Consider the following 16856-nt stretch of genomic DNA (forward strand, 5'->3'; position numbering starts at 1 on the left):
GCTTTTTAGAATGAATGATAGGGTTTATTTGAATCAAATAATGATGCCATTATGGAGTGATTAAAACAGGACACATTTGAAATGGCAGAATCGATAGTCAAAGAACTAGCCCCGATGATTTTTCAGGTGATCGCTCAGATTCCTTATGGGCGGGTAGCCAGTTATGGACAAATTGCCCGTTTAGCAGGTATTCCCAAACATTCGCGTTTAGTAGGCTACGTGCTAAAACATATGGATGCAGACAGTAGTTTGCCTTGGTATCGGGTAATCAACTCACAAGGGAAAATTAGCCTAAGTAGACTGAATGATCAGGGACAGAACATTCAAGCACAGTTACTTCTGGCGGAAGGTATTTTAGTGGTTGGGGGAAAAGTAAAAATGAAAGAGTTTCAGTGGGATATTTAAAATAGAAATGCTCTACCTCCGTGGAAGTAGAGCATTTGATGTATTACTGACGCACAACTAAAACAGGAATGTGCGCTTCACCTAAAACACTTTGTGCAACACTGCCTAGGAATAAACGTTTTAAACCTGTACGACCATGAGAGCCGATCACAATCAGGTCTGCTTTAGATGTTTCAGCTTCTCTGATAACTTCACGGTGTACCACCTGACCTTCCAGTAGTTTTGCCTCAACAGGAATGCCCAGATCGCTAAATTTAGCCGCTGCTTCCTCAAGTGTTTTCAAAACTGAAGCACGCGCACGTTCAATTAAGTCATTGGTTTGAGTTGCAGAAATGTATTCAGCAGCAATGTAAGGGTCAAGTGCAAGTACTTGAACGACTGTAATTTTTCCGCCAAATGCTTTAGCAAGTTCAGCCGCTTGCGTAACTGCTGCATATGAAGTTTCTGAACCGTCTACAGGGACTAAAATGTTTTGGTATGCCATGGTTGTTTCTCCTTATTATCAACTGATTATACGTGCAGATTTCTGTTCTAATGTATCACGGGTTAAATACAGCTTATACCTAGATATTAGCTGTGTTTTTTAAAGAATAAAACCTAGTAAATTCATATGGATATTTGCATATGAAATGCTAATTTCTCACTTCTAAATTAGCACAAAAGCGTGTGAATAATAATCAATTTAACACTAAAGTTGAATGTAAATGTAGCGTTTAAGAAACATAGGCTTTGTATAAAAAATAGCTTATATTTATGAATGGCTTACTACTTTATAAAGGCTTTGTTGCACAAACCTATCGTTAAAGGCTTATTCCACAATATAATTTTCAAATGAATAAGCCTACACCTAAAATTTATCGTACAACCAATTGGTCTTCATATAACCGAGCACTCATTAATCGTGGAAATATTACCATTTGGTTTGATCCTACTACGCAATGGTATGCCCCATCAAAAGGCAAACAAGGACGAAATCAAACTTACTCCGACGCAGCTATCCAATGCTGCCTAATGATTAAATCTCTCTTTCGATTGTCTTTACGTATGGTCACTGGCTTTGTTCAAAGTCTCATCCATCTTTGTGGGTTAAATTGGATAGCTCCAGATTACACTACAATTTGTAGACGACAACAACGTATTGATATTACGATTAACTATCAAAAAAGTAGTGATGGACTACATCTACTTGTCGACTCTACTGGCTTAAAGTTTCTAGGTGAAGGTGAATGGAAACGAAAGAAACACCAACCTGAATATCGTCGCCAATGGCGCAAACTTCATATTGGTATCGATGCTGAAACCCTGCAAATATGGGCAGTTCAGCTCACAACCAACAATGTGAGTGATTCACAGGTGCTTGGTCATTTACTCGATCAGATTCCCCAAGATGAGCAGATAGATTCCGTATATACCGATGGAGCTTATGACACCAAGCAATGCCGTCAGGTCATTGCAGACCGGCAAGCGCATGCGGTGATTCCACCAAGAAAAAATGCGAAGCCATGGAAAGATACAAAGACCAGCTCGCTAGAGCGAAATGAATTACTTCGTACTGTTAAATGCTTAGGCAGGATACTATGGAAAAAATGGTCAGGCTATCATCGGCGAAGTTTGGTTGAAACCAAGATGCATTGCATCAAATTATTGGGGGATAAACTCAGTGCGAGAAATTTTCAAAGCCAAGTCAATGAGATTCATGCACGTGTGGCAGTATTAAATAAATTTACAGACTTAGGCAGACCACATACCCGAGTTGTCACTTAAATTTGAGTAGATATGAGAAATCTTAATTTTTAAATCTTTGTGCAACAAATCCATTTTGAACTATAATCTGAATATTAAGGATACATTTATAAATCAGTTGCTTACAGGCTACGAGAAGGCTAAAAGTAGTACGGAGCCTGAATTTCATTTAAGTTCAATTTTAAGAAAAGTTTCTATTTACGAATTCGATCATTCCAATAATTTCATCAGTAATTGGCAATCTTATATAAGCAGGGGACTTTAGTTCATTAAGAATTAAAATAATCTAAAAGTTGATCAACATCATCCGTCTGTAACTGCTCACGCATCTTTAAAAACTGCTTTTCATCTAAGTCATAAAGTTTAAGGGCAAGCAGTTTTTGAATATCATCTTCTGGAAATCGGTATTTAATAATTTTTGCAGGTATACCACCTACAACCGCATAAGGTGGTACATTTTTAGTGACTACAGCACCCGTCGCAACCACAGCACCTTCACCGAGTGTTACACCCTGCATAATCATGGCACGAGAGCCAATCCAGCAGCCATCGCCAATGATGGTATTACCTGCGGGAACAAAACTACGCGTATCAAAAGGAAAAGCTGAAATCCAGTCAGTACGATGCAGTTGGTTACCACCCATCATAATGATGCATTCTGCCCCAAAACAAACGAAGTTACCGATATAGAGCTGATCAATCGGTTTATCTACGGTCGAGAGCTTATCATGCAAATAACGCACCACACAACGTTCAAAACCTTGATCCCAATACGCTGAATAGTAGGAGTAATTCCCTTTAATGTGAATATTCGGATTCTTCACCGTTTTAGAGATGAACTCAAACTCACACCAGTGTTTGACAGGAGAATTAATCAGGGGCTCAGACATAAAAAGACAGCATTGAAGAGTGTGAGAAATTATAACAAATAAAAGTCTTGCTTTGAAAAAGAGAGGGGAAAATGGATTCCTTAAATCTATCTCATTCTTGTAGTGAAATTTCCCACGTGCATAAGAAGAGGGCTAGGGAGAGGTATTTGGGAAAATACAAAAACAAAAAACCCCTCAATCGAGGGGTTTCTACAGCCGTAAATATCAAAGAAACTTAGATATATGCAACTTTTACAATTTCGTATTCAACTTCACCCTGAGGGGTTTGAATTTTTGCTTCGTCACCTTCACTTTTACCCAAAAGGCCACGTGCGATAGGAGAGTTCACTGAAATTTTATTGATTTTAAAATCAGCTTCGTCGTCACCAACGATCATATAGGTCTTTTGTTCTTCGGTGTCTAAGTTTTCGATAGTGACTGTCACCCCAAAAACCACACGACCGTTTTGTTCAAGTTCTTTTACATCGATAACTTGAGCCGCACCCAATTTACCTTCGATGTCTTGAACACGACCTTCACAGAAACCTTGTTGCTCACGCGCAGCATGGTATTCCGCATTTTCTTTTAAATCCCCGTGCTCACGTGCTTCAGCAATTGCCGCAATAATACGTGGACGTTCAATACTTTTTAATTGATGTAATTCTTTCTCTAAGGCTAATTTGCCTTGGGGAGTCATAGGATAACGTTGCATTGTTGTCCCTCAAGTCTGTGAGTGTAAAAAATATAGGTTTATAAATGAAAAAAGCCCGCCACCGAGAGGTGACGGGACTTCTCGGTAAACGAATTAACCTACAGTTTGTAAATCTTGCAAACGGTATACATCCATTGGCAATTGAATCGCAAAAGCTTGGCATACAGCATCAGCACCGTTCAAGGTCGTAGTGTTATACACTTTCGCTTGAAGCGCTGAACGACGAATCGAGAACGAATCTTGTTGAGCTTGTTTGCCTTCAGTTGTATTGATAATGAGGTGAACTTCGCCATTTTTCAAGCGGTCCACGATATTAGGACGGCCTTCAGTGACTTTATTTACACGTTCACACTCAATACCTGCAGCTTTAATGAACTCATAAGTACCGCCAGTCGCAAGTACTTTGAAGCCAAAGCTTACCAGTTGCTTCGCAATACCAACAGCACGAGGCTTGTCTGAATCACGCACAGAGATAAATGCATGCTTCACTTCGCCTTCTGTAGGAAGACCTGGTACGCGTTCATTCGAGCCTAACACAGCTTTGTAGAATGCTTCACCAAATGTTTTACCTACACCCATTACTTCGCCTGTAGATTTCATTTCAGGGCCAAGAATAGGGTCAACACCCGGGAACTTGTTGAATGGGAACACCGCTTCTTTTACAGAGAAGTGAGTCGGGATGATTTCTTTAGTGAATCCTTGAGATTCTAAAGACTGACCCGCCATACAACGCGCAGCAACTTTCGCTAAAGACTCACCGATACATTTAGAAACGAATGGCACAGTACGAGACGCACGTGGGTTCACTTCTAGGATGTAAACGTCTTCGCCTTTCACAGCAAACTGTACGTTCATCAAACCAACAACGCCAAGCTCTTTCGCCATAGCAACAGTTTGACGACGCATTTCGTCTTGGATTTCAACTGAGAGTGAGTATGGAGGAATCGAACATGCTGAGTCACCTGAGTGAATCCCTGCTTGTTCAATATGCTGCATAATACCGCCAATCACAACGTCTTTACCGTCAGATACACAGTCTACGTCAACTTCGATCGCATCATCTAAGAAACGGTCAAGAAGAACAGGCGCTTCATTTGATGCTTGTACCGCATCACGTAAGTAGCGTTTAAGTTCGTCGTCGTTGTATACGATTTCCATCGCACGACCACCGAGTACATAAGAAGGACGTACCACAAGTGGGTAGCCTACTTTAGATGCTTCAGCCATACCTTCTTCAGCAGATTTTACAATGCTGTTGTTGGGTTGGCGAAGTTGAAGACGTTGAATCATCTGTTGGAAACGTTCACGGTCTTCTGCGCGGTCAATCGCATCTGGTGATGTACCGATAATTGGCGCACCCGCTTCTTCTAAAGCACGAGCTAATTTAAGCGGAGTCTGACCACCGTACTGAACGATAATGCCTTTTGGCTTTTCAGTACGAACGATTTCAAGTACATCTTCCAAAGTGATTGGTTCGAAGTACAAACGATCAGAAGTGTCGTAATCCGTTGAAACTGTTTCTGGATTACAGTTCACCATGATGGTTTCGTAGCCATCTTCACGCATTGCAAGCGCCGCGTGTACACAGCAGTAATCGAATTCGATACCTTGACCAATACGGTTAGGACCACCACCGATCACCATGATCTTATCTTTATCAGATGGATTTGATTCACACTCATCATCGTAAGTTGAATACATGTATGCAGTGTCAGATTCGAATTCTGCTGCACAGGTATCCACACGTTTGTAAACTGGAGTCACGCCCAAGTTCCAACGGTGCTTACGGAATTGCTTTTGCGAAATACCCATCAAGTTCGCGATGCGAAGGTCAGATAAACCTTTACGTTTGAACGAACGAATGTTGTCTGCGTTTAGATCACCAAAACCTAACGTTTTGATTTCATTTTCAGTTTTGATGATGTCTTCGATTTGGATCAAGAACCATTTATCGATTTTTGTCGCTTGGAACACGTCTTCTAACGTGAAACCATGACGGAATGCATCAGCTACATACCAAATACGCTCTGGACCCGGAACTTTAAGTTCAACCAAGATCTTTTCTTTCGCGCCTTCAGTACCTACTGCGATTTTTTCATCAAAACCACACGCACCCACTTCAAGACCACGAAGTGCTTTGTTTACAGACTCTTGGAAGTTACGACCAATCGCCATCACTTCACCCACAGACTTCATCTGTGTGGTCAGTGTTGCGTCTGCTTGTGGGAATTTTTCGAAGTTGAAACGTGGAATTTTTGTTACCACGTAGTCAATCGCAGGTTCGAACGAAGCAGGAGTCGTTCCGCCCGTGATGTCATTTTTTAATTCATCAAGGGTATAACCAACTGCTAGTTTCGCTGCAATTTTTGCAATCGGGAAACCAGTTGCTTTTGATGCAAGGGCAGATGAACGCGATACACGCGGGTTCATCTCGATGATTACCATACGACCAGTATCTGGACAGATACCGAACTGAACGTTAGAACCACCTGTTTCCACACCAATTTCACGAAGAACTGCTAAAGATGCATTACGCATCAATTGATATTCTTTGTCTGTCAATGTTTGCGCAGGCGCAACAGTGATTGAGTCACCTGTGTGCACGCCCATTGGGTCAAAGTTTTCGATCGCACAAACGATAATACAGTTGTCGTTTTTGTCACGAACAACTTCCATTTCGTATTCTTTCCAGCCAATTAAAGATTCATCAATCAATAATTGTTTGGTTGGAGAAAGATCGAAACCGCGTTCACAGATTTCAAGGAATTCTTCTTTGTTATAAGCGATACCGCCACCTGAACCACCCATCGTGAATGACGGACGGATAATCACAGGGAAGCCGAAGCGCGCTTGAATCTCTAAAGCTTCTTCCATGTTTTCAGCAATCGCAGCTTTTGGACATTCAAGACCAATTTTACGCATTGCTTCATCAAACAGTTTACGGTCTTCAGCTTTTTCAATCGCTTCTTTGGTGGCACCGATCAATTCAACATTGTATTTTTCTAAAATACCGTTGGCATCCAGTGCAAGCGCACAGTTCAATGCTGTTTGACCACCCATTGTAGGAAGGACAGCATCTGGACGCTCTTTTTCAATGATTTGTGCAACAGTCTGCCAAGTGATTGGCTCGATATAAGTTGCGTCTGCCATCGCAGGGTCGGTCATAATGGTTGCTGGGTTAGAGTTCACCAAAATAACACGGTAGCCTTCTTCACGAAGAGCCTTACACGCTTGCGCACCTGAGTAGTCAAACTCACATGCCTGTCCGATGACAATCGGACCTGCACCAATAATTAAGATACTTTTAATGTCTGTACGTTTAGCCATGATCGCTTCCTTAATTACTTCTTAGATGCTTCGATAAGTTCGATGAAATGATCGAACAATGGTGCGCAGTCATGCGGACCAGGGCTTGCTTCAGGGTGACCTTGGAAGCTGAACGCTGGTTTGTCTGTACGATGAATCCCTTGAAGAGTTTGATCGAACAAAGACTTGTGCGTAGCTTTCAAGTTTGCAGGAAGAGTTTCTGCATCCACTGCGAAGCCGTGGTTTTGAGAAGTAATCATCACTGTGCCTGTTTCCATGTTTTGAACAGGGTGGTTAGCACCGTGGTGGCCATGCGGCATTTTCACCGTTTTTGCACCTGAGGCAAGTGCAAGAATTTGGTGACCCAAGCAAATACCAAAGACAGGTAGGTTGCGAGCGTGTTCTACAATTGTTTTTACAGCTTCAATTGCGTAGTCACATGCAGCTGGATCGCCAGGGCCGTTCGATAAGAACACGCCATCTGGATTCAATGCAAGCACGTCAGCAGCAGGAGTTTGTGCAGGCACGACAGTGAGTTTACAACCGCGGTCTGCAAGCATACGTAAGATGTTGGTTTTGACACCGTAGTCGTATGCAACAACATGGAATTTAAGTTCAGGTTGTGTGAAGCCTTTGCCTAATACCCAAGAACCTTCTGTCCATTCGAAACCAGTTGGGTCACAGCATTCTTTCGCTAGGTCTAAACCATTTAAACCACCAAATGAGCGTGCTTTTTCTAAAGCCTGCTCTTCAGTAATATTTTCACCAGCAAGGATGCAACCATTTTGCGCACCTTTGTCACGCAAAATACGGGTTAATTTACGCGTATCAATATCTGCAATTGCGACAACATTATGTTCTTTTAAGTATTCGCCTAAAGATTGCGTTGATCGGAAGTTGCTATGCAATAAAGGTAGGTCACGAATGATTAATCCGTTGGCCCATACTTTATGAATTCGACCTGACTCAGCGTCTTCATCATTACAACCTGTGTTACCGATATGAGGGTAAGTTAAAGTCACAAGTTGCTGTGCATAACTCGGGTCAGTCAAAATTTCTTGATAGCCAGTCATGGCAGTGTTGAAAACGACTTCACCAGTCGTACTACCCGATGCACCAATAGACGTTCCTTTAAAGATCGTACCATCGGCAAGGGCTAAAATTGCTGGGGTGCTCAAACCAAAGCTCCTGAAATTTAGGCTGTAAAAAAGCGAGTAGACGAAAAAAAAGGAAGGCTATCTAAAAACCTACCCTCCCTATGTCTGCTCGCTTGAACTTAACATGGCACTATACGCAACTTCACTAACAAAGTCCATGCCAATAAGATGGAATTAACAAGATAAAGTGCTTTTATTTTGTAGCGGATACTGTTTCTAAGTTTTGTAAAGAAAAATGTAACAACAAATAATTGTCTAACAAATCAAAATCTAAATTTTATCGAATCACGCTAAGCTGTCGCTGTGTATATAACAACAGGAATAACATCATGACTGAACAAGACAAAGTGACCAAACCAAAGCCAGCGTTGAAAGAAGTTGTTGCAGAAAGCACTGAAAAGCTTGAGCAAGTGGCGAAAGAAGCAACAGAGCAGGTCACTGAAGCGGTAGTTGAAAGTAAAGAAAAGCTTGAAGCTGAAGCGAAGCAGTTGAATGCCAGCGTGCAAGAGCAACTCCGCCAGTTTAAACAAGATCTTTTACTGCGCTTAGAAACCATTAAAGGGCAGTTATCGAACTCTCAAAAAGACTTAACTGAACTAAAAGAGTTTGTTAAAACTGAGTTTACTGCTGTTTTAGATGACTTGACCAAACTAGGTAAAGAATTAAAAGGTGATGTCAGCGAAATTTCAGTAAAACATAAAGATCAGTTAACTGAAACTTTCAAACGTTCAAAAGAACACACCTTAGATGCGTGGAATAAAGTTTCAAGCAAATAATTTCGCTATACGAAACTCAAGATTAAGTGCATAAAAAAGTGAGGTCATGGCCTCACTTTTTTATTGCTCTGGTTTATTTGTCTGGATTAAAACTGATGTAGCCAATCACGTTTATTGTGAAAGTCAGCTTGCTGGCCACTATGCTGCATGGCATAGAACTGTTGACCTTGTGACGTATTCAACACCGCGGATAAACCTAGATATAGGTCAGCCCATTTGAGTTTGTGTTGAAGCATAAATTCAGTCAGATCAATGCTGACATTTAAACCATAGTGGGTACGCTTCAATTGATTGAGTTCAATATCGTAAGCGATCTGTGGCGGCATATCTTCAGGATAACGATATTCCTCAAACTGATAGGCCTGCCAAGCTTGCGAAGGGGAGAGATTGATCTCGCGATAATAATCTTCGCCTTTTACCCCGATAAAGACTTCAAAACAGGTGTTTTCCCATAAAAAGTCTTGACGAGGATTTGCATTCACGACTTCGGGCCAGTGCATGTACAAATTGGGATCGCGTAACCAAAAGCCGATATTGAGAGCATATGGGCTTTGTTGTTCAATCGCACCAACAAGCGAAATAGCTTGAAAGCGACGATCAAATGCACTGAGTTCGTAACTTGCCATAAAAAAACTACAATTATTTTGCTGCGTGAGCGAAACGAACTAAATTAGACAATTTGGCATTTTGTTTCGCCGCTTTTTTGTAAAGCAGTGCAATTTTACCAATGGTCTGTACAATTTCTGCACCTGTAGTTGAGGCAATTTCTGCAATGATTGCAGCGCGCTCTTCACGGTCTTCACCTGCGATTTTGACTTTAATCAATTCGTGGTCGTTTAAAGCACGTAAAATTTCTTCAACGACATTTTCAGTCAGACCTGAACCGCCAAGCATTACCACAGGGTTTAAAGCATGACCGATTTGACGCAAACGCTTGCGTTCCTGAATGGATAAAGTCGCCATAAAGATAACCTAATTTTAAAAACGGCTTAGTATAACAAACTGCGAAATTAAACGCTTTATATTCTGTGGAAATAATCGATTTAGATAATAGAAAAAAACAACTAAAACCCAAGATTTGGATACAGATGTATACTGCAAGCCTAGAGAAATTAACGTACAATTAAGTTTAAGAAATTTTAATGTTTTAGAGAGATATGGCAACACGCATTACCAACCAGAAGTTATCCAAAAGTAGCCGTGCGTGGATGAGAGAGCACCTTGATGATCATTTTGTGAAAAAAGCACAAAAAGAAGGTTATCGAGCACGTGCAGCTTATAAGTTACTTGAAATTCAAGAAAAATATAACATCATCCGTCCAGGCATGACCGTGGTTGACTTGGGTGCTGCACCTGGAAGTTGGTCACAAATTGCAGGAAAGCTGGTCGGTGATCGAGGATTGGTGGTTGCATCTGATATTTTGGAAATGGATGCACTTCCAGATGTGACCTTCTTGCAAGGTGACTTTCGTGAGCAAGAAGTATTCGATAAATTGTTAAATATTTTAGATGGACGTAAAGTAGACGTTGTAATTTCAGATATGGCCCCCAATACTTCAGGTAACAAGGCTGTAGATCAACCTCGCCAGATTTACCTCTGTGAATTGGCCATCGATTTTGCTACGAAAGTGCTCGGTCCAAATGGTCAATTTGTTGTAAAGGTATTCCAAGGTACAGGCTTTGACGAGTTCCGTAAGCAAGTAGTCGACAACTTTGATGTGTTAAAGACAGTAAAACCTGCTGCATCACGTGCCCGATCTAAGGAAGTATTCTTAGTTGGGCAAGGCCGTAAGAAGGCTTTCAAATAAAGTTTACTTGCCAAGTCGTTAAAAATTGTGCATTTTGTACCTTTTTATTATTTTGCGAAGCTGATCTTCAGCAGAAACTTTAAGGTCACCCGATAGGGCATGATCAAATTAGATTGATATGGGAATAAAGCTTTGAGCGATCTCTTCAAGAATGCCATATTGTGGCTAGTGATACTGGGCGTACTGATCCTTATTTTCAGTAATGTCAGTAGCAATGAAAAGCCGACAGCGATGAATTATTCAGAGTTTGTTGCTGCGGTGAATGCTGGTCAAATTAAGCAAGTGACAATTGATGGCGAACGAATTCATGGCCAAAAATCAAACGGTTCAGAGTTTGAAAGTATTCGTCCTGCGGTTCAAGACCCAGAGCTTATGCCTAATCTGATTAAAAATAACGTTGTCGTTGAAGGTACTGCACCTGCACGTCAAGGTTTATTGATGCAACTTTTGATCGCAAGCTTCCCTGTACTTTTAATCATTTTGTTATTCATGTTCTTTATGCGCAACATGGGTGGCGGAGCAGGTGGTAAAAACGGTCCAATGAGTTTTGGTAAGTCAAAAGCAAAAATGTTGGCAGAAGACCAAATTAAAGTGACTTTTACCGACGTCGCTGGCTGTGATGAAGCAAAGCAAGAAGTTGTAGAAATTGTTGATTTCTTAAAAGACCCTTCAAAATTTAAACGTTTAGGTGCAACGATTCCTAAAGGCGTGTTAATGGTGGGTCCACCGGGTACAGGTAAAACTTTACTTGCAAAAGCAATTGCAGGTGAAGCGAAAGTACCATTCTTTAGTATTTCTGGTTCTGACTTTGTTGAAATGTTCGTGGGTGTGGGTGCGTCTCGTGTCCGCGACATGTTTGAACAAGCGAAACGTCATGCACCATGTATCATCTTTATTGATGAGATTGATGCTGTGGGTCGTCATCGTGGTTCAGGTACGGGTGGTGGTCACGATGAGCGTGAGCAAACCTTGAACCAAATGTTGGTGGAAATGGATGGTTTTGAAGGCAATGAAGGTATTATCGTCATTGCTGCTACAAACCGTGCAGATGTACTGGATAAAGCTTTACTCCGTCCGGGTCGTTTTGACCGTCAAGTAATGGTTGGTCTGCCAGACATTAAAGGTCGTGAGCAAATCTTAAATGTTCACATGAAGAAATTACCTTCAGTGACAGGTGTCGATGTACAAGTGCTTGCACGTGGTACGCCGGGCTTCTCGGGTGCACAATTGGCGAACCTTGTCAACGAAGCTGCATTATTTGCTGCACGTCGTAACAAGAATACTGTCGATATGCATGATTTTGAAGATGCAAAAGACAAGTTGTACATGGGCCCTGAACGTAAGTCGATGGTGATTCGTGAAGAAGAACGTCGTGCAACCGCGTACCATGAAGCTGGTCATGCGATTGTGGCTGAAATTCTTCCGGGTACAGACCCTGTACATAAAGTGACCATTATGCCACGTGGTTGGGCGTTGGGTGTAACTTGGCAGTTGCCTGAACATGACCAAACCAGCCACTATAAAGACAAAATGTTGAATGAACTTTCAATTTTGTTTGGTGGTCGTATTGCTGAAGAAATCTTTATCAACCAAATGTCGACAGGTGCTTCAAACGACTTTGAACGTGCAACTAAAATGGCACGTGCGATGGTGACCAAGTACGGTATGTCTGACAAACTGGGTGTAATGGTGTATGAAGATGATTCTCAGCAATCATTCATGGGCAGCATTGGTAGTCGTACGATTTCTGAAGCAACACAGCAACAAGTAGATGCTGAAGTTCGTCGTATCATCGATGAGCAATACCATGTAGCACGCAATATCTTAGAAAACAATAAAGATATTGCTCATGCGATGGTGAAAGCTTTGATGGAATGGGAAACGATTGATCGCGAGCAAATTCGTGACATTATGGAAGGTCGTGAGCCACAACCACCAAAAGTATATGTTGCAGAAAATCCTGTGATGGATGTAACTCCAACGGATGGTCCAAGCACACCACCACCATTACCATCGGCAACTTAATTTTAAAAGTTAAAATAAAAAACCACCTTCGGGTGGTTTTTTATTGCGCGATTTTCCACTTCCGATGAAGAAAAATAAGCACTTAAAAGTGGGCAAAGCGTTATGATAACGCAAGTTAAACTGGAGAATATCACATGCAATTGATGGCTTTGCCGAAGAAAATCTTACGTTGTGGTGAGTTATCACTGGATCTGTCTGTACCGCATGTGATGGGGATTTTAAATGTGACGCCAGACTCGTTTAGTGATGGCGGTAAACATAATGGCAAAGCACAAGCGATTGCACATGCTCAGCAAATGATTGCGGATGGGGCGACAGTCATCGATGTTGGGGGTGAATCGACGCGTCCAGGTGCATCTGTGGTTGAGGTTGAGGAAGAGATTCGTCGTGTCGTTCCAGTGGTGGAAGCTTTGGCTGAACTTGATGTGGTCATTTCGATTGATACCTCTCAACCTGAAGTAATTCAAGCTGCAGTCGCAGCAGGCGCACATATCTGGAATGATGTGAGAGCATTAACACGCCCGAATGCTTTAGAGATGGCAGCTGAACTGAATATTCCAGTGATCATCATGCATATGCGTGGTGAACCAACCACCATGAATAGTTTAGATCAATATGATAATGTCACTTTAGATGTGATGGCTGAGCTTTCCCAGCGTGTGGCGGATGCACTCAAGGCAGGTGTCAAAGCTGAAAATATCATTATTGATCCGGGTTTTGGCTTTGCTAAAAATGCAAAGCAGAACCTTAAGCTTTTAAACGAATTCCATCAGCTGAATCAGCTCGGGTATCCCATCTTGTCCGCATTGTCACGGAAGCGCTTTATCGGCGAAGCCTTAGGTGGGGCGGATGCAGGCCAGCGGGCCGTGGGTTCTGTAGCGGGACATTTGCTGAGTATTCAACAAGGCGCGTGTATGGTGCGCGCTCATGATGTCAAAGCCATGAGTGATGCGATCAAGGTTTGGCAAGCGATGAATATGGCTTAATGGGGCGGCGGAATGTTGGGCTAATGATTTAATTTGAAAATTTGATCTATATCAGATTGTTAAACTGGCAGCATCTTCAGATGCTGCTTTTTTATTTGGTGATTTGTTTGGTTTATGTTATACAGACTCGTTTTTTAAGTTTCTCGTTTTGAGTGCCTGTATGTTTGCAGATTTACTTCTCCCTATGTTTGATGATGAATATTATCCCGATATTCTTGTTGCTGAAGTGAAGCAGCATGTTGAGACTTTTGCTAAAAAAATTGTAAAAGCAAAATCTGAGGGTGATATTTATCAATATGCCAATGCCACAGTGGCTGAAATTAATGAAATGAAGCCGCATTTTGAAGATCTAGACTCATCATTAGATGATTCTGCTGCCGATTTTATTGCTGAAGCGATGATGATGGTGGTGCAAGATGCTGGGTTTATGGATATTGAAATGGAAGAATTGGTGGTGAACAGAGAGTGGTGAGTCACTCTCTCATTTCAAGTTTTGTTGGTTTTGCTTTAGAAACAGAGTTTGCTGTTACAACTCATCTAAAAGATCGGTGAGATGACAGCTTTGATTTAAATGTTCATCTTGAATCGTATCGACCGTCATCAGGTATTCGCCTTCGACCATTTCAGCATTTGCACTGAGATTCAGCCAAAATTTTGGATACTTTTTTATGAGCTCACGAATATGTTGCTCGTCTTTAGTGTGATTAAAGCTTAATTTAAAATGAGCATCTACTGATTTACACGCATGTAAATAGAGTTGACGGTCTTTTTCAATAATCGTGCCTGCAAACAAGTCATAAAACGTATTGCTTTCCGTTTGTTGAGAGAGTGCTTCTGCATGGCTGACGCTTGAAAAAACTAGGCTCAGGATGATAATGAGGGTATTCTTTTTCATATTGTGATTGTTATGTGCTTCGAGGCGTAAATTATAGACATAAAAAAACCAGCATATTGCTGGATTTTTTATTGCACCATCTTAATTAGCTTAAGAATGGTGCCCGAGGCCAGACTCGAACTGGCACGCTTTGTGGGCGGGGGATTTTAAATCCCCTGTGTCTACCGATTTCACCACTCGGGCATGAGCGCAATAATAGAGGACGAAATAAAAGTTGGCAAGTCTATTTGTGATTATTTGCTTTCTTTTCAATCAATTCAGCGGTTTATGTTTAAAAAATAGCAAAATTATCTGTGCTGCACTTGTTCAGGCTTCATAAAAATGTCATCGACTTGAGATATGGATGTCATCTTTTTCGCATAAATTTCAAGTCCATATCGTCTTTAGGTAATCCACATGACAAAAAAAATGAACCGCCGAGAACTTATTCAAAAAACTTTGGCAGGATTTGGTGCTTTATCTTTACCTATTTCACTGACTGCTTGTGGTGATGACACCGACTAAAACACACAGCCCAATACGCAAGTGCAATTTTTGCATGGGGTTGCCAGTGGTGATCCTTTACAAACTCAAGTCATCATTTGGACACGCGTAACACCGGCGGATAGCTCTGCACGTTTAGAAGTGCAGTGGGAGGTGGCAAAAGATGCAGACTTTAAACACATTACAGCAACAGGAAAGGTGCTGACTACAGCTGCACAAGATTTTACTGTGAAAGTGGATGTGACGGGACTTGCTGCTGGGCAAGTTTATTTCTAACGTTTTAAATCGGCGTCGACGTATTCAATCACAGGGCAAACCAAAACCTTGGCAACGCAAGTACAGTCGGTACAGTTTGCCGTATGCTCATGTTCTAATTATCCAGCGGGCTATTTCCATGTTTATAAAGAAATGGCCAAACAGGATGTGGATGTTGTGATTCATTTGGGGGATTACATTTACGAATATGGCATGGGCGGATATGCAACGGAAGAGGCGGTGGCGATGGGACGCACACTGGCGGATGATAATAATACAGAAATTATTCGCTTAGATGACTATCGCAAACGTTATGCTTTATACCGACTAGATCCAGATTTGCAGGCCGCGCATCAACGTCATCCTTTTATTGTGATTTGGGATGACCATGAACTCGCAAATGATGCCTGGGAAAAGGGTGCTGAAAATCATCAGTCAGATACTGAAGGCGATTTCCTTGAACGTAAACTTGCGGCACTGGCGGCCTATTTTGAGTGGATGCCAATCCGTCCAATTGATGATCAGCATATCAAGATTTATCGTCAATTTGATTTTGGTACGCTTGTTCAACTGACGATGCTCGATACACGGATTATTGCGCGGAATGTGCAATTAGATTATGCAAACTATATGACTGCTACAGGTTTAGATATTGCAAAATTCCAAGCCGATTTAATCAATCCTGCGCGTACCTTGATGGGGGGGGAGCAGCGAAATTGGTTATTGCAGAAACTTCAGCAATCTACGTCAACATGGCATGTACTCGGCCAGCAGATTCTGATGAGCAAAATGTTTGTTCCAGCAGAATTGTTAATGTCGCTGGCAGAAATTACAGCAGGTAATCCTAGTCCTGAGACCTTAAGTAAAATCACCACACAAATCACTGAACTATTAAAAATTAAAGCTCGAATGGATGCAGGTGATCCAACAGTAAGTCCAGAGGAGAAAGCACGTCTTGCGGTTACTGCACCTTATAACTTAGATGCGTGGGATGGCTATTTTGCTGAGCGTGAAATTTTGTACGGCACTTTGGCACAACTTAAGAAAAAAGTTGTGGTCCTTGCTGGAGATACCCACAATGCTTGGGCTTCGGATTTATCGAGTAAAGATGGGGTATTGGTTGGCGTGGAGTTGGCAACCAGTTCAGTCTCTTCCCCTGGGTTGGAGAAATATTTGTCCATTCCGATGCAGCAACTACAAGCATTTGAATTTGCATTTACCAGCTTGATTGATGAGTTAAATTATTGCAATTTGAATCAACGCGGTTATTTGAAAGTCCGTTTTACCGCAGAGCAGGTGCAAGCAGATTGGATTTTTGTAGATAGCATTAAGCATAAAGAATACATCGTTGACGAAACTCGCTCGCATCAAGTGATATTAGACCCGACATTATTGCCAGTCAGCGCGTTAAAGCAAACGGCATAAAATGACCTTAG

Annotated in this window: 15 protein-coding genes, 1 tRNA gene and 1 pseudogene; 8 read left to right on the forward strand and 9 right to left on the reverse strand. The window is 41.7% G+C overall.

What is annotated here, in order from left to right; genetic code table 11:
- Positions 1–81: 81 nt before the first annotated feature.
- Positions 82–405 (forward strand): MGMT family protein, encoded by a 324-nt coding sequence (locus tag AC0KVP_RS04380; protein WP_473339240.1) that lies wholly within the window; start codon positions 82–84, stop codon positions 403–405.
- A 43-nt stretch (positions 406–448) separates the two neighbouring features.
- Here AC0KVP_RS04380 and AC0KVP_RS04385 read toward each other — a convergent pair whose 3' ends face one another.
- Complete coding sequence (locus tag AC0KVP_RS04385; protein WP_473339242.1) at positions 449–889, reverse strand: universal stress protein; 441 nt, start codon at positions 887–889, stop codon at positions 449–451.
- Between the two features lie 347 nt (positions 890–1236).
- On the opposite strand from AC0KVP_RS04385, the gene AC0KVP_RS04390 reads away from it, so the two are divergent.
- Positions 1237–2169 carry an IS5 family transposase gene (locus AC0KVP_RS04390; protein WP_473339245.1) on the forward strand — a complete coding sequence of 311 codons (933 nt, stop codon included), beginning with the start codon at positions 1237–1239 and terminating at the stop codon, positions 2167–2169.
- Between the two features lie 248 nt (positions 2170–2417).
- On the opposite strand, the gene AC0KVP_RS04395 is transcribed toward AC0KVP_RS04390, so the two are convergent.
- The 4 genes from AC0KVP_RS04395 to carA all read right to left on the reverse strand — a co-directional run bounded on the left by AC0KVP_RS04395 (position 2418) and on the right by carA (position 8213).
- Positions 2418–3038 (reverse strand): CatB-related O-acetyltransferase, encoded by a 621-nt coding sequence (locus AC0KVP_RS04395; RefSeq protein ID WP_473339246.1) that lies wholly within the window; start codon positions 3036–3038, stop codon positions 2418–2420.
- A gap of 214 nt (positions 3039–3252) precedes the next feature.
- A complete protein-coding gene (gene greA, locus AC0KVP_RS04400; RefSeq protein WP_005400425.1) occupies positions 3253–3729 on the reverse strand; it encodes a transcription elongation factor GreA in 477 nt (158 codons plus the stop codon).
- Between the two features lie 93 nt (positions 3730–3822).
- Complete coding sequence (gene carB / locus AC0KVP_RS04405; protein WP_473339248.1) at positions 3823–7056, reverse strand: carbamoyl-phosphate synthase large subunit; 3234 nt, start codon at positions 7054–7056, stop codon at positions 3823–3825.
- Between the two features lie 14 nt (positions 7057–7070).
- Positions 7071–8213, reverse strand: coding sequence for a glutamine-hydrolyzing carbamoyl-phosphate synthase small subunit (gene carA, locus AC0KVP_RS04410; RefSeq protein ID WP_473339250.1), 1143 nt, complete (start codon positions 8211–8213; stop codon positions 7071–7073).
- Positions 8214–8521: 308 nt separating this feature from the next.
- Here carA and AC0KVP_RS04415 point away from each other — a divergent pair, with 308 nt between their 5' ends.
- On the forward strand, positions 8522–8968 hold the full coding sequence (locus AC0KVP_RS04415; RefSeq protein ID WP_010327273.1) for a hypothetical protein: 447 nt from the start codon (positions 8522–8524) through the stop codon (positions 8966–8968).
- Positions 8969–9054: 86 nt separating this feature from the next.
- Here the strand turns inward: AC0KVP_RS04415 and AC0KVP_RS04420 are convergent, their stop codons facing one another.
- Positions 9055–9594 carry a DOMON-like domain-containing protein gene (locus AC0KVP_RS04420; protein WP_005400429.1) on the reverse strand — a complete coding sequence of 180 codons (540 nt, stop codon included), beginning with the start codon at positions 9592–9594 and terminating at the stop codon, positions 9055–9057.
- Between the two features lie 13 nt (positions 9595–9607).
- Positions 9608–9931 carry a ribosome assembly RNA-binding protein YhbY gene (gene yhbY, locus AC0KVP_RS04425; RefSeq protein WP_004982701.1) on the reverse strand — a complete coding sequence of 108 codons (324 nt, stop codon included), beginning with the start codon at positions 9929–9931 and terminating at the stop codon, positions 9608–9610.
- Between the two features lie 194 nt (positions 9932–10125).
- Here yhbY and rlmE point away from each other — a divergent pair, with 194 nt between their 5' ends.
- The 4 genes from rlmE (at position 10126) to AC0KVP_RS04445 (ending at position 14259) form a co-directional block, all read left to right on the forward strand.
- On the forward strand, positions 10126–10776 hold the full coding sequence (rlmE, locus tag AC0KVP_RS04430; protein WP_004695608.1) for a 23S rRNA (uridine(2552)-2'-O)-methyltransferase RlmE: 651 nt from the start codon (positions 10126–10128) through the stop codon (positions 10774–10776).
- 132 nt (positions 10777–10908) lie between these two features.
- Positions 10909–12801, forward strand: coding sequence for an ATP-dependent zinc metalloprotease FtsH (ftsH, locus tag AC0KVP_RS04435; RefSeq protein WP_004695609.1), 1893 nt, complete (start codon positions 10909–10911; stop codon positions 12799–12801).
- Between the two features lie 134 nt (positions 12802–12935).
- Positions 12936–13787: a dihydropteroate synthase gene (folP, locus tag AC0KVP_RS04440; protein ID WP_473339257.1), complete on the forward strand. Its 852-nt coding sequence runs from the start codon at positions 12936–12938 to the stop codon at positions 13785–13787.
- Between the two features lie 160 nt (positions 13788–13947).
- Positions 13948–14259: a DUF5713 family protein gene (locus AC0KVP_RS04445; RefSeq protein ID WP_004982696.1), complete on the forward strand. Its 312-nt coding sequence runs from the start codon at positions 13948–13950 to the stop codon at positions 14257–14259.
- A 54-nt stretch (positions 14260–14313) separates the two neighbouring features.
- On the opposite strand, the gene AC0KVP_RS04450 is transcribed toward AC0KVP_RS04445, so the two are convergent.
- The gene (locus AC0KVP_RS04450) at positions 14314–14682 is read right to left on the reverse strand and encodes a hypothetical protein (protein WP_473339258.1); all 369 of its coding nucleotides are present in this window, start codon (positions 14680–14682) and stop codon (positions 14314–14316) included.
- 97 nt (positions 14683–14779) lie between these two features.
- Positions 14780–14865 (reverse strand) — tRNA-Leu (locus tag AC0KVP_RS04455).
- A 213-nt stretch (positions 14866–15078) separates the two neighbouring features.
- Between AC0KVP_RS04455 and AC0KVP_RS04460 the strand changes: the two are divergent.
- Positions 15079–16845 (forward strand): annotated as a pseudogene (locus tag AC0KVP_RS04460) (alkaline phosphatase D family protein).
- The last annotated feature ends 11 nt before the right edge of the window (positions 16846–16856 follow it).

The sequence above is a fragment of the Acinetobacter sp. DL27 genome, assembly GCF_055810995.1.